Here is a 22,360-nt window from a genome sequence, read left to right as displayed (position 1 = left end):
TTCCTGCATAGATTGACTTAACGGGTCATGTGTGATAGAATAAAGAAAAAACGAACAAACGTTCTCTCCGGCGGTGATGGAAATGCTGATACAGGAAAATTTGAGCATACAGGAAAAATTGAAGATTTTAACAGATGCGGCAAAGTATGATGTGGCCTGCACCTCAAGCGGAGTACAAAGAAGGGGAAAAGCCGGAAGCCTGGGAAATACCTCTGAGGCCGGGATCTGCCACAGCTTTGCGGCTGATGGGCGGTGTATCTCATTGCTTAAGATCCTGTTCACCAACCAGTGCATCTATGACTGCAAATACTGTGTAAACCGTTGTTCTAATGATGTGGTACGGACAGCCTTTACACCGGATGAGGTCTGCAGGCTTACGATGGAGTTTTATCGGAGGAATTATATTGAAGGCTTGTTCTTAAGCTCCGGCATCCTGTACAATGCAGATCACACCATGGAGCTGATCTATGAGACTCTCTATAAGCTGAGGAACCAGTGCCGTTTTAATGGATATATCCATGTGAAGACGATTCCGGGGGCATCCGCGGAGCTGGTGGAGCAGATGGGCTTTCTGGCGGACAGGATGAGCATCAACCTGGAGCTTCCTACGGCAGATGGCCTGCGCAGACTGGCTCCGGGAAAGACCAGGGATAAGATCCTGCGCCCCATGCGCCAGATACAGCAGGGGATCTTGGCATCAGGTCATCTGCTGGGGTATGACAGAGAGTTTAAGAAAATGTATCCCACAGAGCGGGCAGGATTTGCAGGCGGAGCTGCACTCATAAAGCCGGAGCTGGCAGATGGGGAGAGCGCTGTAAGGGGATTAAAGGGCCCTGGAGCTTTCCAAAGCCTACAAAGCCCTAAAAACAAGAAAACTCCCAATGCCCCGTCCGGGGAGGAGAACAAAGCAACTGGCAGTCTGGCAGGAGACAGGAGTTCCCTTGTGCTTCCCGCCTCCCAGTATAAAAGGAAAGCCTTTGTACCGGCCGGACAGAGCACCCAGATGATCGTAGGGGCTACGCCGGAGAATGATTTCCAGATGCTCTCAGTCACCCAGGCGCTCTATGAAAACTATGGATTAAAAAGGGTATTCTTCTCCGCCTACATCCCGGTCAATACAGACAGCAGCCTCCCCTCCCTGCCCGGAGGCCCGCCTCTCCTTAGGGAGCACAGGCTGTATCAGGCAGATTGGCTTCTCCGGTTCTACGGCTTTCAGGCAGGAGAGCTGCTTTCAGAGGAAAAGCCGAATTTCAATCTTTTCCTGGATCCTAAGTGTGACTGGGCACTGAGGCATCTGGAGGGCTTTCCGGTAGAGGTGAATAAGGCTTCCTATGAGGTGCTGCTCAGGATACCTGGTGTGGGAGTGAAGTCTGCCCAGAGAATTGTATCTGCCCGGAGGCAGGGGAACCTTTCCTTTGAGGATCTTAAGAAGATCGGAGTGGTGTTAAAGCGGGCCAGGTATTTCATTACCTGCAAAGGGCGGATGGCAGAGGGGATGCGTCTGGATCAGGATTACATTACAAGTGCCCTTGTGGGGGATGAACGCAGAGCGGTGTGGGACATTGAGCATAAGGACAGCTACAGGCAGCTTTCCCTGTTCGATGACATGCATTTGGAGGCCCCTGTTACAAGGGATGATGTGTTAAGCACAGTTTTAGGGAATCTGTGACAGAAAGGAGCAGCAGAAGATGACAGTGTATGTGTGTGAACCGGATTTTGAGAGCATTCTCTGCGGCGTGTATGATGCGTGGATGAGCTGCAAGGGCCATGACAATGTGCGCTTAGAGATAGGAGGCTGCGGACAGGAGATGGAACTGTTCTGTGACTATGTGGATGTGGTGCGGACAGAGGAAAAGAGTAAAAAGGTGTTGTCGGCTGTCAGCAGAAGGCTGTCCCAGGAGGTATACAGGAAGATCTATGTGGCCTCCTTAAGTCAGGAGCCGGAGCGTGCAGACAGGATATACCGCTTCCTCATCCAGGCCTTCCGTTACGGACCAAAGATCTCCGACATGCTGCAGCTTCCAGAGGTATACGAGATATTCCGCATATGCCGGAATGTATATAATGAAAATCACCTTTTGGTTGAATTCATACGCTTTTCCCAGGCTGCGGGAAATATTCTGGTAAGCCGCATCGGGCCCAAAAATGATGTACTGCCTTTGTTGTCACCCCATTTTGCAGACCGCCTGCCTGAGGAAAACTGGATCATCTACGATGAAAACAGAGAGAAGGCCTCCGTGCATCCCAGAGGACAGTCCTGGTTTCTCATAGATGGGAAGATGGGAGGGAGTGAATACGGAGAGCTATGGAAGGAGTGTCTCAGCAAAAGGACAGACGAGGCAGAGTATCAGGAATTATGGAAAGCATTTTTTGACACGATCGCGATCAAAGAGCGGACGAATCCCACCTGCCAGAGGAACCACCTGCCGCTGCGCTTCAGGCCGTATATGACGGAGTTTCAGAGATAGTTGAGCGTTTCCATAGTTTGATCGCTTTGTCCTGATTTTGCGCATGACTGTGCCGTCCATGAGTTCGCTTTTGCCTGCCCTGCCGTCCGGCGGCAAAATCTGTCCTGTCGCTTGGCGGCAAAATCCCCCTTGCCTTTTCCTTTTTTATCTAGTATAGTAATACTATCTTTATAATCTTGCCTGATCCACAGGCAGTCTAAAAGAATATCCGGTACATATCCGTACCATGTTTTCAGAACAGATGCAAATACACATTAGGAAAGGGGCGTATGGATGTTTACGCAGATTTACAGCGGAGGCATAGAAGCTGTAGAAGGTTATATTGTCTCTGTAGAAGCAGACGTTTCTGACGGCCTGCCGGGCTTTTCCATTTCAGGCCAGCTGGCATCAGAGGTGAGAGAATCACAGGAGCGCGTGAGAACTGCGCTTAAGAACTCAGGTTTTCATCTTCCTGCCAAAAAGATCACAGTGAATTTGTCACCGGCAGGTGTGCGGAAAGGAGGCACAGCTTTTGACCTCTCCATTGCAGTTGCTATGCTGGGAGCCTTCGGACTGGTGGATACGGGCTGCCTGAAAAGCAGTATGGTAATAGGTGAATTGGGATTGAACGGTAGAGTAAAGCCGGTAACAGGTGTTCTCTCACTGGTGGCAGCAGCAAGGGAGTATGGGCTGAAACGCTGCTTCCTTCCCGGCGAAAACAAAAGGGAAGGAATGGTGATCGAGGGGATGGAGGTGTTAGGAGTGAGGTCTCTGGAGCATATGATTGCAATGCTTCGTGAGGAAGAAGACATAGAAAAAGGATTGGAAGAAGCCAATGAAATATCAGATACAGCTCACTATGATGGCACCCAGACATACGATGTGGATTACAGAGAGGTCAATGGGCAGCTTGTGCTTCGCAGGGCCGCAGAGGTAGCAGCAGCCGGGATGCACGGCCTTCTGATGAATGGAAGCGCGGGAAGCGGAAAGACAATGGTGGCAAGCCGTATTCCAACGATCCTTCCGGCATTATCAAGAGAAGAGGACATAGAGATCTCGAAAATATACAGTGTATGCGGCCTTCTTCCGCCGAACAGTTCTCTTTTGTCGAGACGTCCCTTTCGGAACCCTCATCATACCATCACGCCTCAGGGACTTACAGGAGGAGGACTTCCTCCAAGGCCAGGTGAGCTGTCCCTGGCATCGGGAGGCGTCCTGTTTTTGGATGAACTCCCGCTGTTCAGCCGCGCAGCTATTGAAGTGCTGCGCCAGCCCTTAGAGGAGCGGCGCATTACTGTTTCCAGAGTGACAGGAACCTATGAATTTCCGGCGGACTTTATGATCGTGGCCGCTATGAATCCGTGTCCTTGCGGGTTTTATCCGGATAGAAGCCGCTGCAGCTGTTCGGAGCTTCAGATACATACCTATTTAAATGTTGAGATAAATTAACATCCGAAACACGAAATTACATCTGAAACGGCGGCTCCAAAACCGCCGTTTTTCACAAATTCGGAGATAAATTACATCTGAAACAAAATCGGCGTTATTAGGGTATTTCAGGTGTATTTTACTTCCAGCAGAATTAAAAAATCAAGCAAAGTCAAGGGTTTATGGGTACTTCGATAGGTTGTCCTATGCTGGTGTTTCGGATGTAATACATATCGTTATTTCATTAACAATCGGCTGTTTCAGATGTTAATGTATGTGCGATTTTTGAGAAAAGGGGGTCATATTACGGGTGTTAATTTATATCCAGATAATTTGATGAATTGTGTCTCCAAAATATCACATTTATCACATCCTTAATACGGCTGAAAACATGACATGTTGTCATGCTTATTCACATCCGAAACACACCTCAAAAACCATAAAAGGCCACATATAATACACATGAAACGCATTTTCTAAAAATGAGTATTCCAAACATATTAATCATAAAACGCGATTTTCGCATACTATTTAGTGAAAATAATGTTCTTTCCTTATAGAATATGGTATACTGAATCAAGTGGAGGAATTAAATAATGTACATGATGTTTAATAATTTCGAGAAGGGGTGGTCACTGGGGTTATTATATGATAATCCGGCAATTCCTGATCATCTTCAGATAATGCTCCAGAACCGAGAGCATTTGGTTGTACACGATTTAGCAGCATGGCTTGCAATACATAACGTACAAGCAATCGCATATTGTACCGGTGGATGGAAAGAGAAACTTAAATCATATCGATTCATTCGACAGTTCAATCACCATATGGAGAAAAAGGGGATGCTCGCTGATCTAGGAGATTTTTATTATGAGGTTATGGTTGCAGAAAAGAGAGCGGTCTAACTTCGTATACAGAAGTTCTCTTTACTATATTAAAAGAGATAGAAGTAAGGTTTTTGGATGTCCATGTGATGTGCTTACAGGAGAAAGAGGATTGTTTTCTTCTTGTTCAATGACGATGTTTGTGACAAGGAGTGCTTTATAAGTGATTGTCCACCAGGGTTTCGTGTGAGAAATTGATGTTCTGGTTGTTCTATCTGCCGATATTCACGTCCTGCTTTTAGCTTTTGTTTACGCTAAGCACAAAGTGCTTGCTCTGTGCTTTAGACAGTAAACAATAACACTGGAACATTCATTCACGTCCATGTGATGCGTCAGCTCCCATAGACATGACCCTCTGCTTTAAATAGCAGGACTTATAGGGAATATTACAAAAAATATTAGAATATTCATCAGCAATCTACAATGTCAAATGATTAAATGGCATATAGGACATTGGCGTGTTTGACTGAAACTGAATGACGGTGAAAAGTTATTATTTAACGAATGAGAATTCTATAAGGTACGATGGAGTATAGTATGAAGAAAATTAACATAAAGTTAGATGCAGGGATATATCCCAAAGTAGCATTATTAAAAGCAGCATTTGCTTTCATTGATAAATATTATATTCACTTAGCAATAGAAGATAATGATTATTGTGTAATGGTGACGGCTAAGGAAAATGGTGATTTGTCAGATACTATACAATGTGAATTTGAAAATGAACTTCTTTCACAAACAATTCGGTATGAGGTTTTTAAACAGACCCATGTGTTGAGAGAAGTACTTATGGCGAGAGCAATGGCTTCGACTATGATTATGGATGAAGATCCGATAGAAGCAGTGACTAATTCTCAGGATGGTGACGAAAATCTCGATATGATTTTGGAGGATTGGTTTGAGCATGATAACTAAGATTACAGAAATATATGATAAGGAAATCTATTCAAAAAAGGTAGTTAGGGCAGCTATAAAAATGTATACTGGTATCTGTAAAATTGATTTTGAAGAAAAAGACAGGGTGATAGTATGTACATTTTATGGAGAAATGTTAGATATCGAATTGATAAAAAATGAGTTTGGAAACTTCTTAATTGAAATGATGCAGCAGAGGGCAGCATTATGATCTACATAGAAGCCCTTATGATGGCAGTTGTATTATATACTGGGATTGTTGCCGCATGGTCCGATTGTCGAACTGGATTGATAGCAAACAGAATGCTATTGGGTTCCTTAGCAATATCAGCAGTGCTAAATAGTATTTATTATAGTATCTTTTGCTGGGATTATCTAGCGCTTTTCTTGACAAACCTTTTAGGAATCTTTCTAATGGCATTTTTCTTTTATGTATATCATTTATGGGCTGCAGGAGACAGTAAATTGTTGTTTGTCATAGGTTTTGGTATTCCAGCAAGGCTATATTCATTTTGGCAGCTTGGTCCCATACCAGGATTTGCGATATTGATTATTGTATTTTCCTTAGCGTATATATATGTCATTGCAGATTCAGCAATTAGGGGAATTAAGGAGAGAAACTTACTAGATATACATATGCAGAAACCGCATTGGGGATCCATCATCTGTTCCTATTTGTTTATGGTGATGGCTATGAGATTAATAAATTTGGCTTTAATGTTGGCTGCTGGAAGATATCTGGAATACCGTGGTTTTTTATTAACAGCAATTGACTTTTTTATTATTTTGAGTTTGCTTCAAGCTAGGGAAGATATTACAGACAGAGTATTTTATGCTTTGATTGTATGTGGATGGGGGATCATAGCGTTACTGGGAATTTTGAAGATCGTTCCATTTACAGGCATTCATATTGATTTTAAGTCTTGGATAATTGTATTTGTAGTAATGATGCTACGGATCATTGCGGAACGTTATAATTATCAAGAGATTCCAACGAAGGATGTAAAGGAACGAATGATTTTATCTGCTTCGACGGTGCTTATGTTTCGAACATCCCGAGTGCAAGGGCTTCCGGAATGTGCAACCGAAGATTTGAGAGCTAGAATAAGTAAAGAGGAAGCGGCAGCAATACTTCGCTGGAAAGATTCTAAACAAGGAAGGCCGACAATTGTGATTGTTCGAAAAATACCGTTTGCTATTTTCATTACGATTGGAACAATAATGTTTTTACTTATGGAGGGGCTTGCGTCATGGCATATTTTATAAAGAATTATAGTCTTGGAGCAAGATTGGCAATTGTGAGTCGAGAAGAATTATATGATGTAGGAATAAGTGCAGCAGAACGAATTGTAATAGAAGAAAATAAAATCACATATTTATCTGATCAGGCGTCTATGGGGATTGATGAGGTAACGTGGCTCCGTTTAGAAAGTCTTCATGAGGGAGATATTTTAAGTATTAATGATCGAGGCGTATGTTATCGTATGTTTGACGTGACAGAAGGAGATGCCACGATTTTTATGGGAGGTAAATGTAATTCTAATTGTGTGATGTGTCCATCTTCTGATTATGAAAGACAGGAAGATTATTCTGGACAAAGGGAAGAATTGCTGAAATACATCGATATGCTCCCACAGAATCTGCCACATTATGTCGTGACGGGTGGCGAACCTACCATGCAACCCACGGTGTTTTTGGAAGTTATGGAAAAACTGGCAGAAAAATTCCCAGAAGCCAGCGCACTTTTATTGACGAATGGAAGAGCTTTTTCTTCTCGTCGATTTTTGGGACAACTTATTCAGAAATGTCCACCATATTTGGTTGCAGCGATACCACTTCATGGTGCAGAAAGTGCTATACATGATACCATAACAAGAGCACCAGGTAGTTTTCGCCAAACACTTCAAGGAATCGCCAATTTGCTGGATAATGGTGTTGCTATAGAAATCCGTATCGTAGTAACGAAGATGAATTGTGATAGTCTGGAATCAATAGCAAGGCTAATTTGTCAGTCTTATCCAAATGTAATATGTGTGAACTTTATCAGCTTGGAAGTACGCGGAAATTGTGTCAAGAATAAAAAAACAGTATACATAAACCCACGTGATTCATTTAAAAAGAGCAAACCCGCAATTGATTTTCTGGTTGAAAATGGCATTGATGTTGGTCTTTACAATTATCCACTATGCTGTGTTGAGCGCGGTTATTGGTTTTTATGCAAGAAAAGCATATCACCAGAAAAGGTACGCTATGGTGAAGTGTGCCAGAATTGTGAAGCAAAAGAATATTGTGGCGGCATCTTTGTAAGTACATTAAAGACAGCTCATCCAGATATTGCTCCAATCATATTCAAATGAGGAAAGGAAAAGGATAAATGCTGAACCATTTTAATTTCCGACGTTTTGGAAGAGAGGTACTATTGACAAATGATTTTGGAATGTATGCGTTTTTGAAAGAGGAAGAGTTTCGCAAATTTGTGACAAATAAAATAAGCTGTGATGATGAATATTATCAGATGTTAAAAAACAAGCTATTCGTGATTGATGATCCCATGGAGCTTTTTTCTAATGAGACAGTCAGCGCTTTGAGGGAAATGAAAAACTACCTGTTCTCCAGCACAGCACTTCATATTTTTGCGGTGACAAATGCCTGTAATCTTAACTGTATTTATTGTCAAGCTAAAGATAAAGCATCCAATTTGGGAGGATATATGACTCCAGAAATTGGAAGGAAAGCAGTAGCATTGGCTTTGCAATCTCCATCAGATAGCCTTACATTTGAATTTCAAGGAGGAGAACCACTTTTAAATTTTGAAACGATTAAGGCAATGATTGAATATTGTGAAGAAAATAAAGGGAAAAAAGATGTCAGATATACATTGGTATCTAATTTGATTGCTTTGTCTGATGATAAATTGAATTATATGGCAGAGCATCACGTGGCCGTAAGCACGTCCTTGGATGGTCCATGTCATGTTCATGACTATAATCGGAGATTTCGAAAAGGCGGAAGCAGTTTTGAGTATATGGAACAGGGACTTCAAAAACTAAAAGAACGTGGCATCAGTGCAGGAGCAATTGAAACAACGACCAGATATTCGCTTTCCTATCCAGAAGAAATTGTAGATACATTTCATAGTCATGGGCTTCCTGGGATTTTTTTAAGACCATTGACTCCATTAGGATTTGCACAGGCAGATTGGGAAAGTATTGGCTATTCTGCCGAGGAATTTCTGGTGTTTTACAGAAAAGCCTTTGAACGTATCTTGGAAATCAATAGGGAGGGTTGTTGGTTTCCAGAGCAGCTTTCTGTTTATTTTTTAAAGAAGATTTTACATGGATTCGCTTACAATTATATGGAACTCCGGTCACCTTGTGGTGCTTCTATGGGACAGATGAGCTATTATTATGATGGGAATGTATATACTTGTGATGAGGGAAGAATGATTTCTGAGTCTGGAAACTACGCATTTCGTCTGGGAACAGTAGATAATACTTATGAAGAATTGATGCAGAGCCCTGTTTGTAAAACAACCGCAGTAGCTTCTGTGTTGGAGAGTCTGCCAGCTTGTAGCGATTGTGTATATCAGCCCTATTGTGGGGTATGTCCGGTTGTGACATATGCAATGGAAAAGGATATATTTCCTAAGGTTCCAAAAGGATTCCGATGTGAAATTTATGCAGGTATTCTGGATATTCTTTTTGAAAAGATTAGAGATGGAAATGAACAGACTTTGGGAATATTTGAATCATGGATCAGGGAGGCTATGTGATGGGGAAGGTAGCAAAAAAGTTTGCAAGGAAAAATTCTGAGGAACAATCAGCTAAGAGGCATAGTATAAAGAAACGTGGAATCGGAAGAAGTGTTTTGAAGGGTGTCGGATTTGCTGCTCTTTTTCTTATTATGGTCGGTATGATTTCCAGTTTTTCATCACCGAGCCGTTATGCAGACAATAATGCAATATATGAAGGTTTTGGTAAAGTCGAATTGGACGAAGGAACATATTATGGAAATTTGATAGGGGATGTTTTTAATGGAGAGGGCATATTTGAATTTTTAGATGGTGTAAGGTACGCGGGTAGTTGGGAAGAATCTCAGATGCAAGGAGAAGGTTCTTGTATATATCCTGGGATTGGCACTTATCAAGGAATGTATGAAGATGCTATGAGAAATGGAGAAGGCTCTTTTTCCTGGGAGAATGGAGATTCATTTACCGGAACGTGGGAAAATGATGTAATGTTAAAAGGAACTTATCAATTTTCAGATGGTTCTGAGTATAAAGGAACTTTTTACAATGGAAGGATTGCAGATGGGACATTTACATATGCAGTACCGGAGGAAGAAGCTGATATTATACAACTTACTATGGAAATCGAAAATGGAATAACAATAGGAATGAATTTAGAAACAATAGTGGGATTTTCTTATAATGGCAAACTGAATAATGGTAATGCTTCAATTACATATTCTGATGGAAACACTTATTTGGGTACGGTAAATAATGGACTACCTGATGGGGAAGGTACATATACATGGATGGAAAATGGAGTTAGAATCGCAAAATATAATGGTTATTGGAAACAAGGTGTTATGGATGGAGAAGGGACATATTATTATACCAGTAACGACTATCCAAGCCTTAAGGGAACATTTGAGAATGGTGTTCCAACTGGAGAATGTACTTATACAAAAGAGGCCGGGAAGATATTTACCGCAATATGGGAGAATGGCAAATGTACCAGTGTAAAGTAGGGGGAGAAAAAGATGGCAGAGTTCAAATTTCCGCATTTTCAAGAGTCTATAGAAAATTTCTTATATGACGAGGAAGGTAATATTCCAAGAAATAAGGTGTTGACTATTGGTTCGATGATGATTATTCTTGGAATTTTATTGTCAGATGAGGCGTTTGCAGGACACCGGTCGCATTCCTCACATCGTTCCCATTCAAGTCATAGAAGTCATTCGTCGGGAAGCGGCGGACATTCTTCGCATAGCTCACATAGTTCGCATAGTTCGCACACATCATCGACACATGGTAGTCATTCAAACCATAGTAATCATGGTAGCCATGCAAGCCATTCAAATCATGCAACTCATAGTAATGTAGCACCGCCAGTTTCCGAAGTTAATACTATTAAAATTCCAGCAGTTGTGGAAACGGGAAATGTGGTAGATTCAAGCGCACTAAATAATATTTTGAAAGTGTCGGATACGGGAAGTCCTTTATCAGGAGCAAAATTAAATATTCAGTCTGTCCCTGATACGCCAAAGATTGACTAGGAGGAGATAGCATGGGTACAGAAAAAACAAAGGATCTTTTGAAATTGTTATCAAGATGTCTTCCTGACAATCAGGCCTTGAAACATGATGCCTTAATTGAATCAATTATGATGATGCCGGAATACCAGGAGTTAGCTCATCGCTCAACTTATCAGCCAATTTACGATGATTTCTATGCGCCTAAGGTACTTGATAAACTGTCACTTGAGCAATTGGAACAAGTGGAAAATATAATTCCGCTGCTACTGGAGTGTCTGCAGAATATTATTTTTTCTATTCAGAACGGGGCAGGACCGTTCCTGAATAAGGAAGATACGCCTGACTTCTATGATATAGACAGCATTAGTAAATTGCAAAAAACATTGACACTTGAAAGTCATCCTAATTATACAAATATTACTGCAGAGAATTTTATGGCTATTTTTTCAAACGATACATTAAAAAGCGGGCAGGCAATATTTAATCAATTGGATGCGGATGAAAAAGATATTAATGCTGGAATTCAGAGACTATTAAAAGGAAAGTACTATTGTATAAGTAAAGACGAGATGGCACAGCTTGAAAGTCAATACCAGTCAGAATTGAAATTATTAAAAGCGAACGGTACCATTATTAGGAAGGGTTGGTTAGGCAGGATTGTAAAAAGAATAGCTTGTGCGATCTTTGTGAGTATGCTTCCAAGTACGGTGGGAATGGCAACAGGGATGATGAATAATAGTATGATAGCAATATCGTCTCTTTTGGTTATGATTCTGTCATTAGTATTCGTGATTGGGGGATAATTGTTATGACAAAAGAAGAAAAATTGCAGGCTACAAGAAAACAATCGGAAAAAGAACTTATCAGGTATGAAAAAGAAAACAAGCGTAAGAGATATATTCGAATTAGTTTTATTGGAGGAAGCATAGTTGCAATCTTAATTGGAATATTAGGGACTCCTGTTAGCGATAAAGCTGCATTTTTGTCATATGAAAAAGAAGCAGGTATTATGATTGATGAAGATGTATTTCGCAATGATCAAGCATTTGCACTTTGGTCAGAAGCGGCTTTACATAATGACCTGAATTGCCTCATGAGTGGTGGAAATTTTTATGAAAAGAATGGAATCATTATACGGCCAAACGATAGTTTTACAGGAATGGAGATTATTCAGGGAGAAAATGTAACGACTTTTTCAAATGGTATATGTTCCTATATAAATATTGTAGATGACATGCTATATTATCGCAAGGATGACGAACGTTCTATTTTCAGATGTTCCATACATGATAACAGTGAAGAACTGGTTTATGCTGGTAATGTAGGGGAAATTTTTGTTTATGGCGATTATTTATATTTTATTGATTTAGAAAACGAAAGAAAGGTTATGCAGGTTTTGCTTGAAAATCCAGAAACTATTAACTGTATCATAGAGGAGCCTGTAGAGCAGTTCATGATTTACAGCAACCAGTGTTTGTATTTGACAAAAACAAATAAGCTCTACCAGAAAGAAATTGCAGTGGATTCTATAGCCAGCAATATTTCTGGTACCTATACCTCATTCTTTTTTAATGGGGATATCATTGCACAAAGCGGTGAACGTATACTTTCTTTTGATATTGGTGGAGGAAATACCAAAGTTGTATATGAGAACAAAGAAAATAAATTTTGTTTGGCTGGAGCCGCTACAGGTTGCTGTTATATTCAAGAAGGAACAACTATTAAAAAAATTTCGATTGTGGATAATGGAAAAATTATTTCTTGCCAAGAAAACTGCGGAGATTATGTAACTTCATTATTGGAGACAGCAGATTCTTTGAGGACGATAGATTATACTATATTAGAAGATGGGACAGTTCAAAAAATAGCAACAGAGTTTCATATGGTTATGGAAAACTAAGTGGGGGATATGGGCTATGGAGAAAAACAATAAAAGTGGGCAATTAACTATCATTAACCCGGAGTTGGGAGATACAACAGAGATAAATCCGAATCTCGCACAGGATAGTCAAAATGATACTGTAATTAATCCAGAAGTGTTGCAAAATGCTCCTAATTTTACAGAGATTAATCCAATTGTGAGCAGTAGTAGAGTGGAACTGGTACCAGGAACTGTAATTGGAAAAGGATATGTGGTTCAAGAACCATTACACCAAAATTCTGGAGAAGCCATTCTCTATATTTGCACCTACCGCAATCGTCAGTATGTGGCAAAGATTTATCGCCGGAACGGCGCTATCAAGGATGAAGTAATAGATGCATTAAAAACGATTAATTCTACTTATGTAGCGAAGTTATACGAAACAGGAGTTTGGAACGGTTCCCCATATGAAATATTACCATACTATAAGTATGGGAGTTTAGAAGGAAGAACATTTTCATTTGAAACATTGGAAAAGGTAATTATTCCAGAATTGAATGCAGGACTTCGTGCATTGCATAAAAAGGGAATTATTCATAAGGATTTAAAACCAGCGAATATTATGCTGTGTGATAATCAGCAAGATATAGCAATTATTGATTTTGGCATTAGTTCTGTTCGTGAGGAAGGGAACACGGTGGTAATGACAAAAACAGGAATGACACCGGAATATTCAGCTTCAGAAACTTTTCGGAATCTGTTTCTGGAAGAATCTGATTATTATTCTTTGGGAATTACTTTATTTGAGCTTTACTGTGGCCGGACTCCCTATGCAGGAATGTCAAAAGATGAAATTGAACAATTTGTGTCTGTACAGAAAATTCCATTTCCGAATGATATGCCGGAAAGGCTTAAGGCGTTGATTGTTGGTCTAACTTATAACGATATTACAAATCGCAAAGACAAAAATAATCCAAATCGACGTTGGACTTATGATGAGGTTAATAAATGGTGTAAAGGAGAAAAACTACCTGCTCCTGGGGGAAATGCGATAACTTCGGTTGATATTCCTATGCAGCCATATACCTTTTATCGTAAAAAATATTACCGCCTTGATGATTTAGCGTATGCAATGGCAATGAATTGGGAGAATGGAAAGAAGCATCTTTACCGTTCTACTATGTCCGAATTTTTTAAAAAAAGCAATCCTGATATAGCTAATATTTGTATTGATGCAGAAGAAACAGTTGGTGCGGATAGGAAAAAGGCAGACATCACTTTTTTTAAGGTGCTTTATCAAATGGCCCCTGACATGGAAGATATTATATGGAAGGGAATTAATTATGGAACATTGGAAAGTATAGGTAAGCAAATTTTGTCAGGTTCATATCCAAATGAGATAGAGGATATGCTTGCTCAGGGGGTTTTTTCTGCGTATTTGAGCAGCAGATTTCCTGAAAAAATAAATTTGTCAAGAGGAATGGAAGCGGCTGAATATAAATACCGAAATTCAGAAGACAGTATGTATCGCCAGATGGTACAACAATTACTAGGACGGTACATGGCGAAAGATTCGATATTTATATTTGAAGGAATGAAATTTGAATCATTAGAAGAATTCGCAATACAGTTGATATATTTGCGTCAGACGAATCAGGAACAGTATGAGAGGTGGTCTGAACGGATTATAATAGGGTCAAAACGGCTTTTACCGACTTTTGAAGCATGGTTGATTATTCATGGGAAAAACAATGAAATTGATTTATGGAGGAATGGCCAATAAAAGGCTATAAAAAATATGAGTGGTCCAAAGGTATCAGTATATACATTATCAAAAACCCAGTTGCTTGCTTTGCAAGTAGCGATGGAACAAGAACGGAAAGAACGTGAAAAACAAGAGAAAATACGCCGCAAAAAGCAGATGGTAATTAGCCAAATAAATACGGAATCAGATAAACTCAATAGAATGGAATCGGAACTGTCTGAATATTTAGTGATTTCAAAAGATTTGATTCAATGGAAGAATGATGAGTCTATGTTAAATGCAATATTAGCAGCTCAAAATGATGTAATGGTGTTGAAGAAAAGAATATCCAAAGCAAAAAAAGAAACCGGGTTGAATGAGCTTGAGGCTGACTATATGACAATAAAGTCAGGAACAGACACTATAAAAAAAGAAATATGCAAGATAGTTGTTTTAAAAAAAGAAAAAGAAAGGCATCTTGATTTGATTCTCAATAAATCAGTATCAACAGGTTTTTGGGAATTATCAAACAAAGAAAATCCAGAAGAGGATCAGAAAGTACAGGAACAGAAGAGAGCAGTTATGGATCAATTAGATTCCATTTTGGATAAAATACAACTGCCAATAACATTGGCAAAAAAAATTCAGGAAGTAAAAATGCGCTTGAACGGTATTACTGATATCCAATATTTCAGTAATTATATTGCAATTGGAGTCAAACCGCTTATGGAAGAGGTGGAAAAATTTGAGGAATTTGTTCATATGTGGGGGGAGAAATATGACGCTTTGACAATGCGCTATAGAATACTTTGTGATGAACTGGGAATTGCTGAAAATCAAGCATTGTTTTCTTATGATGAGCAGGGAATAAGTGCATTAGAAAAAGAGGTTAATCGTCTCGAAAAGCAGAGCCTAAAATTAGCAGAGCAAGCGTATATCAGTGATACCTTGGATGAAATCATGGAGGAAATGGGGTACAATATACTCGGTCATCGGAATGTGCATAAGAAGAACGGAACAGTATTTCATAATGAGTTATATAATTACGGGGATGGAAATGCCATTAATGTAACCTATTCTTCGGATGGGAAAATAGCCATGGAACTTGGAAAGTTGGATGAAAGGGATAGGATGCCTAATGCAGATGAACAGAGGAAACTGGTACAGACAATGTCAACTTTCTGTAGGGATTTTACTACAATCGAAGAACGTTTAAAAGAAAAAGGAATTTTTGTGGGGAATCGTGTATCCATGATGCCACCCAATGAAGCATTTTCTCAGATTATTAATATTTCTGAATATGAGACTACAAATAAATCGTCAGGTCAGGAGATGCAGAGAAAACAAAAACAAAAAAGAAAGAAAAACAATCAAATGATGGAAGAATAGAGGGTCAGGAATAATGTCAGAAATGCAAAAATATAAGGTTTGTCCTGTTTGTGGAGAACATAATGATCCACGTTTGATGGAATGTGATACTTGTGGCACTGATTTGATGGGAATTCCAATTGTAGATATTAGGTTAGAACAGAAGAATGAGGAATTACTGGATAATGCGCATGAATCTAATGATGGAACAGTGTTTGTTCGTTTATGTGAATGTGGGCATGAAAACCCTCCTCAAGCAAGAAAATGTGAAAAATGTGGGGAGGATATTTCGGATATTATTCCGACAGAGCAGATACCTCAGAAAGAACAGGAATATATCTTATGCGAGGCTGGAGGTAGTTATATATTTCCTGTTTTGAAAGGTGTTTCCGTAATTGGACGCGAATGTGGAATGAAAGAATTTCTTCAAACAAAAAAGTATGTCAGTCGTACTCATGCAAAGTTAATATTAGATACAGATGGTTTGTTTATTGAGAATCTAAGCAGGACGAATTATACCTATGTAAATAATGTTCGCATTCAAGATGGAAAGGTTGCATTGAAATGCGGAGATGAAATATCTCTTGGTGGAATTACAATAGATGGAAACCGCCAGGAACAGGCAGCATATTTTGTTGTGGGGACAATGAAATGAACATAGCAAGGGTATTGTACCCAGTTGAGGTTTTGGGACCAGGAAAGAGACTAGCCATTTGGTTAAGTGGATGCCCGCATCATTGTCCTGGATGTAGTAACCCAGAACTTTGGGCGGCAGAAAAATATCAGAAAATTACAGTGGGTAAGTTTTTGGAAGCGATTCATCAGATATTTGTCCAAGAGGGAAATGAGATAGATGGTGTGACTATAACAGGTGGGGAACCTTTTTTTCAACTAGATGAACTTGAAAAGCTGATTATGGGTCTACAACAATATACAAATGACATTTTAGTTTATACTGGTTATACAATAGAAGAGTTGCTGGAAAAGAATAATCAAAAGATTATAAAGCTCATGGACGTAATAGCTGTATTGATAGATGGTCGGTATATGGAAGAATTGAATACCGGTTGTGTGCTACGTGGTTCAAGCAATCAAGTTATTCATATATTGAATGAATCAATGCGTGAAACGTATGAAAAATATTTGAAACTTCCGAATCAAATACAAAATTTTATCACTTTGGATGGCGTGATTTCTGTAGGCATTCATACGCCGGGGTTTAATCGGGAGCTTAAGCACAAGGCAAATAGGAAAGGATTGATAATAAAACGTGGAGAATAATGATTATATCACAAAATGGCATCGGGAACTTGAAATATTTACGAAAATAAAACCAATAATCATTTTGGATGGAAATGTCCTTGATGTATACCAATATCCACAAGACGGATCCACTCCGAAAGGCTCTATTGTGCGTTTAACAGATTATTTATATTATTTTTTCGTTGACAAGGGATATCAATGCATTGTCTGCTATGATAATCTACAAGGATTTTACAATTGTAACAATTCTGATATGATAGATTCCTTTGCACAGTTATGTGGCACAAAAAGAAATGGACACAATATACAGGCTTCATTTAAAGGGGCTGAAAAAGATTCAGCATCAGATATTATTAGGAAAGGGCTTACACAAAGAGAAAAACCAGTAGCGATCATTATGAATATGGCATCTCGATATATTGTGTCACCGGACAATCTCTCTCAAGATGAAGTTGATAGTTTCACAGCACTGATTCACAGTTCTCTTGAAGCAAAGGATGTAAAAGGACAGAAAGGTATTCTAAAGAATCTTCTTGTTGTTATTTTGAATAAATTGAATGATGTCCCGGCATGGTTTTATCTTCAAAATCCGAATGTTAAAACCATTTCTATCGGTACGCCATCCAAAGAAGAACGCGATCTTCTGGTAAAGGGTACAAATTTTGAGAGTTTCTTTGAGAAATCAATTTATCAGGAAGATATTTTATATTATAATGACAATCCGCAAGAACTGGAAAAAATTCGAGATAAGTTTGTAGCATTAACTTCAGGGTTCAGTTTTACGGAACTTAATGGATTAAGAAGGCTTTGCAAAAACGAATGTCTCAGAATACGGGAGATGTGTGAAGTTATTGATTTATATCGTTATGGAATTCGTGAAAATCCATGGAAACAGCTTGACCTGGAGGAAATCCGTAATGCAAAAGTGCGGTTTGAAGAACGGGTTAAAGGGCAATCTTATGCTCAAGAGAAAACGCTAGATATTATAAAACGTGCGATCACAGGACTTTCTGGTGCACAGGGAACGTCTCATGGGCGTCCCAAAGGGGTTCTGTTCTTTGCGGGTCCTACTGGTACAGGAAAAACGGAGACAGCTAAAACACTGGCTGAAGTTATCTTTGGACATGAGGATTGTTGTATTCGTTTTGATATGAGTGAGTATAGTCAAAGCCATAGTGACCAGAAGTTGCTTGGTGCACCTCCAGGGTATGTGGGATATGAAGCTGGTGGACAGCTGACGAATGCTGTAAGAGAGCATCCATTTTCAATATTGTTGTTTGATGAAATAGAAAAGGCTCATCCATCTATTTTAGACAAATTTCTCCAAATATTAGAGGATGGACGTATGACTGATGGGCAGGGGCAAACAGTATATTTTTCAGAATGCATTATTATTTTTACTAGCAATCTTGGTGTGTATTCAATAGATCAGTATGGGAATCGTGTAGAAAATGTAACGATGGATATGCCTTATGAGGAAGTATCTTCCAGAATACGAAAAACCATAGATGATTATTTTAAATTACAATTAGGTCGCCCTGAACTTCTGAATCGTATTGGAGACAATATTGTAGTATTTGATTATATTCGGAAAGATGTGGCAGATCTTATATTGAATAGCCAATTAAAAAAAATTGAGCAGACAATGTCAAGTGAAAAAAAGATATCTTTAATTATTTCTGAAGAAACAAGGAAGATATTGGCAGAGAATGCATATCGAAATCTTCAAAATGGTGGACGTGGAATTGGTAATGTGGTGGAGAGCATGTTCATCAATCCGCTATCACGTTATCTATTTGATCATAATGTTTTTGAAAATGCGGTAGTGGAGATTGAAAAAATTGATACAATGAAGGCGCCAGCTGCTATTATTGGAAAAATTATGGAAGATAAGGAGAGTACTTCATGAAAGTGTATGCAGTGACTCGATGTGGCATTGGAAAAAGTGAGAATGAAGATCGTATATTGATAGGCAAGACAATCCTTGCTTTAGGTGAATATACAGGACAGCTTCCGTCTGGAATTGTTGCAATAGCTGATGGAGTAGGAGGAAACCAGGCAGGGAGTATTGCATCACAATATGTCTGCAATCGATTGGCTATGGAAACGGTTATTGATGAAAGCACATTTAAACATTTTAATGAAGAATTGCTCGCTTTTGGAAAAACAAAAAAAGAATGGGAAGGGCTTGCTACTACTTTGTCTGGAATTTTAATTACTGAGAATATGGTCAAGATTTTTCATGTTGGAAATACCAGAATATATAAACTTCAAGGAGGGCAGTATCTTCGACAATTAACATCAGATGACACAACAGTTAATTATCTGGTAAAAACAGGTAAGTTATCCGAGGAAGATGCAGAAAATTATAGTGCGCGAAATGAAATAACAGCATGTTTTGGTGGAAGTGATATTAAATTATTGCGACCTTGCTTTTTTAATGATAAATTAGAGGAAACAGCGGTATATTTGATGACGTCGGACGGAATTCATGAAACATTATGCCTTGATGATATGGAGGAAGTTTTTGATGAAACAGTAAGTTACCTTGAAATTTGTCAACAATTAATTAATACTGCTGTTGAGAGGGGTTCAAAAGATGATTGTACAGCAGTTATTGTAGTGTGTGGGGAGGAATCAAATGGGATGGAGATATCGTAAAAGCATAAAGTTATTACCTGGTGTGAGAGTGAATTTTGGCTTACGAAGTATGAGTCTTAGTGCGGGTATTCCCGGGTTTAGGACAACAGTGAATTCGACAGGCAGAGTTACAAAGACTTTCTCGATTCCGGGAACCGGATTATCCTATGTAACTTCTACATCAGGATCAAAAAGAAAAAAAAATTTAGATGTTTCTGGTGCGCTATCTGGAAATACAGGTCCTGCATCATATAATACACGGTTTCGATCATCCATTGAACAAAGTAAGGAAGAACTTGTCAGAAAACATAATGAGGAAATAAAAGCAAAGGCATTAGAGTTTATACAAAATATTTATGGAAATTCAGACAAAAAAATAGACTGGAGAAAAATGCTTTTGTCAGATGTTCCCTTTGACGACTATTCGATGGATGAATGGGAGTTTTATCATGCACGGGCAGAAAATGTTTTAAATGGAGATATTGATACATATTTTGAGCTTGTTTCTATGTTAAACCCATTTAATGATTTACTTGAATATGGAAGCGAATTTGAACTGGGAACGGAAGATCCACGGATGATGGCAGTCCATTTCAAGGTTAACAGTAATCATGTAATTAAAGAGGCCAAAAAACTATCGAAAGAAGAATATAATTATATACTTCAAGATTATGTATGTGGGGCATCAATTCGCGTTGCAAGAGATTTATTCGCTTTGTTACCATTGAGACATATAATTGTGACAGCGATTGATCAAAGAAAAAATATTTTGTCGGTTGATTTCCAACTGGATACCTTCCAAACTCTTAATTTTACAGCACTGGATGCATCCGATACAATAAGACGGTTCAAGCATAGGATGGAGTTTTCTTCTGTAGCTGGATTTTCGAAAGTAGAAGAATTGGAGGGATAAAGAGACAACGCAATGATCGTCATGGTATGTATTGATAATAACAATGGTATGCTGTTCAATCATCGGCGCCAAAGCCAAGATCGTATACTTCGGGAAGATATGTTAAAAATGGTTGGAACAGGAAAACTTTGGATGAATTCATATAGCAAAAAACAGTTTTCAAATACAACTTCTGTGGAAGTACTGGTTGATGAAGAATATTTGGAAAAAGCAGGTACGGGAGATTTCTGCTTTGCAGAAGACAAGGATATTTGTGCCTATAAGGACAGGATAGAAAAAGTTATTCTGTACAAATGGAATCGAATATATCCGGCTGATACTTTTTTTTTATTGGACCTTCAGGGATGGGAATTGGAAAACTTAAAAGAATTCGCAGGATCATCTCATGAGAAAATAACTAAGGAGATATACAGAAAATGAAAAAAATTAAAGCATGGTTATTAGCTGTTGTGGCGGCATCCGCACTGGCAGTTTCGGCTTGCGGACAAGCATCGGTAAATGACACCGCTGCTGTGGAGGCAACTAAAAGTACTAAAGAAACAGAACGGATGATGGAAACCAGCCAGGAATCCGTATCAGAATCGTGGGAAGCACAGATTGAACAGCGAGAAATAAGAAATGTAGAAGTTGCACCTACCGAAACAAGTTTCTCACTGGCAGATATACCAACTTATTTTGGTCAACCATATGTGGCAATCAATGACAATGTCCCCTTCTTTGTTGATTTAGATATGACAGACACATCTTTTGAGTCATATAGTAATCTCGACAATTTAGGAAGATGTGGGGTTGCCTATGCCAGTGTCGGAACAGATTTGATGCCGACAGAGGAACGTGGTGCGATTGGTTCAGTGAAACCTACCGGATGGCATACAGTGAAATATGATATTGTTGATGGGAAATATCTCTATAACCGCTGTCATTTGATTGGTTATCAGCTTTCTGGAGAGAATGCCAATGAGAAAAATCTAATAACAGGTACACGGTATTTGAATGTGACTGGAATGCTGCCATTTGAGAACATGGTAGCCGACTATGTAAAGGAAACTGAGAATCATGTATTGTATCGAGTCACTCCAGTTTTTGAAGGTGAGAATCTGGTTGCGTCTGGCGTACTGATGGAAGCAAAATCAGTTGAGGATGATGGTGATGGTATCCTATATTGCGTATATGTATATAACGTACAGCCAGGGATAACGATTGATTATGCAACCGGCGATAGTGCGTTGTCTGGAGAAGTGATAAGTTCAGAAGCGGCAACGACTGCAGCGGTGGAAACAACGCAGGCTACTGAACCACAGGGAACAACTTATATTTTGAATACTAATACAAAAAAATTCCATTATCCATCATGTTCCAGTGTATCACAGATGAACGAGTCAAATAAAAAGAGTTATTTCGGAAGTAGAGATGATGTGATTTCTCAAGGATATGATCCATGTAAACGGTGTAATCCTTGAACATAATAATTATAGAAGCAAGACGTCAGTAGAAATACTGGCGTTTTTTTGTGCCTATAAAATCTAAAAAAAGATAATATAAGAAAATTTTGTTTTAAACTGCCAGTTCAAGACATCCTGTAGGATAGTGTCAATAGTTTTTCGCAAATTTAATTCCTGCCGTTCAGCAGCTGGCAGT

General features: G+C 39.1%; 21 protein-coding genes and 1 pseudogene. All 22 read left to right on the top strand.

Annotated features, from left to right (window positions below):
• Positions 1 to 82: 82 nt before the first annotated feature.
• Positions 83 to 1,669 carry a putative DNA modification/repair radical SAM protein gene (locus LIZ87_RS17315; protein ID WP_227148618.1) on the top strand — a complete coding sequence of 529 codons (1,587 nt, stop codon included), beginning with the start codon at positions 83 to 85 and terminating at the stop codon, positions 1,667 to 1,669.
• Positions 1,670 to 1,688: 19 nt separating this feature from the next.
• Positions 1,689 to 2,468 carry a TIGR03915 family putative DNA repair protein gene (locus LIZ87_RS17310; protein WP_227148617.1) on the top strand — a complete coding sequence of 260 codons (780 nt, stop codon included), beginning with the start codon at positions 1,689 to 1,691 and terminating at the stop codon, positions 2,466 to 2,468.
• Between the two features lie 273 nt (positions 2,469 to 2,741).
• A pseudogene (locus tag LIZ87_RS17305) lies at positions 2,742 to 3,878 on the top strand (YifB family Mg chelatase-like AAA ATPase); the annotation flags it as partial.
• A 593-nt stretch (positions 3,879 to 4,471) separates the two neighbouring features.
• Complete coding sequence (locus tag LIZ87_RS17300; protein WP_227148615.1) at positions 4,472 to 4,780, top strand: hypothetical protein; 309 nt, start codon at positions 4,472 to 4,474, stop codon at positions 4,778 to 4,780.
• Positions 4,781 to 5,296: 516 nt separating this feature from the next.
• Positions 5,297 to 5,674, top strand: coding sequence for a His-Xaa-Ser system protein HxsD (hxsD, locus tag LIZ87_RS17295; RefSeq protein WP_227148614.1), 378 nt, complete (start codon positions 5,297 to 5,299; stop codon positions 5,672 to 5,674).
• Entirely contained in the window at positions 5,664 to 5,885 is a 222-nt protein-coding gene (locus LIZ87_RS17290) for an HxsD-like protein (protein WP_227148613.1), read from the top strand. Before hxsD ends, LIZ87_RS17290 begins: the two co-directional genes overlap by 11 nt.
• A 17-nt stretch (positions 5,886 to 5,902) precedes the next feature.
• Complete coding sequence (locus LIZ87_RS17285; protein ID WP_227148612.1) at positions 5,903 to 6,940, top strand: hypothetical protein; 1,038 nt, start codon at positions 5,903 to 5,905, stop codon at positions 6,938 to 6,940.
• A complete protein-coding gene (hxsC, locus tag LIZ87_RS17280) occupies positions 6,925 to 8,031 on the top strand; it encodes a His-Xaa-Ser system radical SAM maturase HxsC (protein WP_227148611.1) in 1,107 nt (368 codons plus the stop codon). The genes LIZ87_RS17285 and hxsC overlap by 16 nt, the downstream gene beginning before the upstream one ends.
• A gap of 17 nt (positions 8,032 to 8,048) precedes the next feature.
• The gene (hxsB, locus tag LIZ87_RS17275) at positions 8,049 to 9,446 is read left to right on the top strand and encodes a His-Xaa-Ser system radical SAM maturase HxsB (RefSeq protein WP_227148610.1); all 1,398 of its coding nucleotides are present in this window, start codon (positions 8,049 to 8,051) and stop codon (positions 9,444 to 9,446) included.
• Complete coding sequence (locus tag LIZ87_RS17270) at positions 9,446 to 10,426, top strand: hypothetical protein (protein WP_227148609.1); 981 nt, start codon at positions 9,446 to 9,448, stop codon at positions 10,424 to 10,426. Before hxsB ends, LIZ87_RS17270 begins: the two co-directional genes overlap by 1 nt.
• Positions 10,427 to 10,438: 12 nt before the next feature.
• Complete coding sequence (gene hxsA3, locus LIZ87_RS17265) at positions 10,439 to 10,954, top strand: His-Xaa-Ser repeat protein HxsA3 (RefSeq protein WP_227148608.1); 516 nt, start codon at positions 10,439 to 10,441, stop codon at positions 10,952 to 10,954.
• A gap of 11 nt (positions 10,955 to 10,965) precedes the next feature.
• Positions 10,966 to 11,736, top strand: a complete 771-nt coding sequence (locus LIZ87_RS17260) for a hypothetical protein (protein ID WP_227148607.1) — start codon at positions 10,966 to 10,968, stop codon at positions 11,734 to 11,736.
• A gap of 5 nt (positions 11,737 to 11,741) precedes the next feature.
• Complete coding sequence (locus LIZ87_RS17255; protein WP_227148606.1) at positions 11,742 to 12,833, top strand: DUF5050 domain-containing protein; 1,092 nt, start codon at positions 11,742 to 11,744, stop codon at positions 12,831 to 12,833.
• Positions 12,834 to 12,849: 16 nt separating this feature from the next.
• Complete coding sequence (locus tag LIZ87_RS17250; RefSeq protein WP_227148605.1) at positions 12,850 to 14,577, top strand: protein kinase domain-containing protein; 1,728 nt, start codon at positions 12,850 to 12,852, stop codon at positions 14,575 to 14,577.
• A 15-nt stretch (positions 14,578 to 14,592) separates the two neighbouring features.
• A complete protein-coding gene (locus LIZ87_RS17245) occupies positions 14,593 to 15,927 on the top strand; it encodes a hypothetical protein (RefSeq protein WP_227148604.1) in 1,335 nt (444 codons plus the stop codon).
• Between the two features lie 13 nt (positions 15,928 to 15,940).
• Positions 15,941 to 16,561: an FHA domain-containing protein gene (locus tag LIZ87_RS17240; RefSeq protein WP_227148603.1), complete on the top strand. Its 621-nt coding sequence runs from the start codon at positions 15,941 to 15,943 to the stop codon at positions 16,559 to 16,561.
• Positions 16,558 to 17,187 (top strand): 4Fe-4S single cluster domain-containing protein, encoded by a 630-nt coding sequence (locus LIZ87_RS17235; RefSeq protein WP_227148602.1) that lies wholly within the window; start codon positions 16,558 to 16,560, stop codon positions 17,185 to 17,187. The genes LIZ87_RS17240 and LIZ87_RS17235 overlap by 4 nt, the downstream gene beginning before the upstream one ends.
• Positions 17,177 to 19,078, top strand: a complete 1,902-nt coding sequence (locus tag LIZ87_RS17230) for an AAA family ATPase (protein WP_227148601.1) — start codon at positions 17,177 to 17,179, stop codon at positions 19,076 to 19,078. Before LIZ87_RS17235 ends, LIZ87_RS17230 begins: the two co-directional genes overlap by 11 nt.
• Positions 19,075 to 19,830, top strand: coding sequence for a PP2C family protein-serine/threonine phosphatase (locus tag LIZ87_RS17225; RefSeq protein WP_227148600.1), 756 nt, complete (start codon positions 19,075 to 19,077; stop codon positions 19,828 to 19,830). The genes LIZ87_RS17230 and LIZ87_RS17225 overlap by 4 nt, the downstream gene beginning before the upstream one ends.
• Complete coding sequence (locus tag LIZ87_RS17220; protein WP_227148599.1) at positions 19,811 to 20,722, top strand: DUF4236 domain-containing protein; 912 nt, start codon at positions 19,811 to 19,813, stop codon at positions 20,720 to 20,722. The genes LIZ87_RS17225 and LIZ87_RS17220 overlap by 20 nt, the downstream gene beginning before the upstream one ends.
• A 12-nt stretch (positions 20,723 to 20,734) precedes the next feature.
• Positions 20,735 to 21,142 carry a ribonuclease Z gene (locus tag LIZ87_RS17215; RefSeq protein WP_227148598.1) on the top strand — a complete coding sequence of 136 codons (408 nt, stop codon included), beginning with the start codon at positions 20,735 to 20,737 and terminating at the stop codon, positions 21,140 to 21,142.
• Positions 21,139 to 22,182, top strand: a complete 1,044-nt coding sequence (locus LIZ87_RS17210; RefSeq protein WP_227148597.1) for a DNA/RNA non-specific endonuclease — start codon at positions 21,139 to 21,141, stop codon at positions 22,180 to 22,182. The genes LIZ87_RS17215 and LIZ87_RS17210 overlap by 4 nt, the downstream gene beginning before the upstream one ends.
• Positions 22,183 to 22,360: the final 178 nt, after the last annotated feature.

This window comes from Lacrimispora sp. 210928-DFI.3.58, assembly GCF_020554865.1.
Taxonomy (GTDB): Bacteria; Bacillota; Clostridia; order Lachnospirales; family Lachnospiraceae; genus Enterocloster.
Note: the sequence above shows the minus strand (reverse complement) of the source record. Positions and strands in the feature narration are given on the sequence as shown.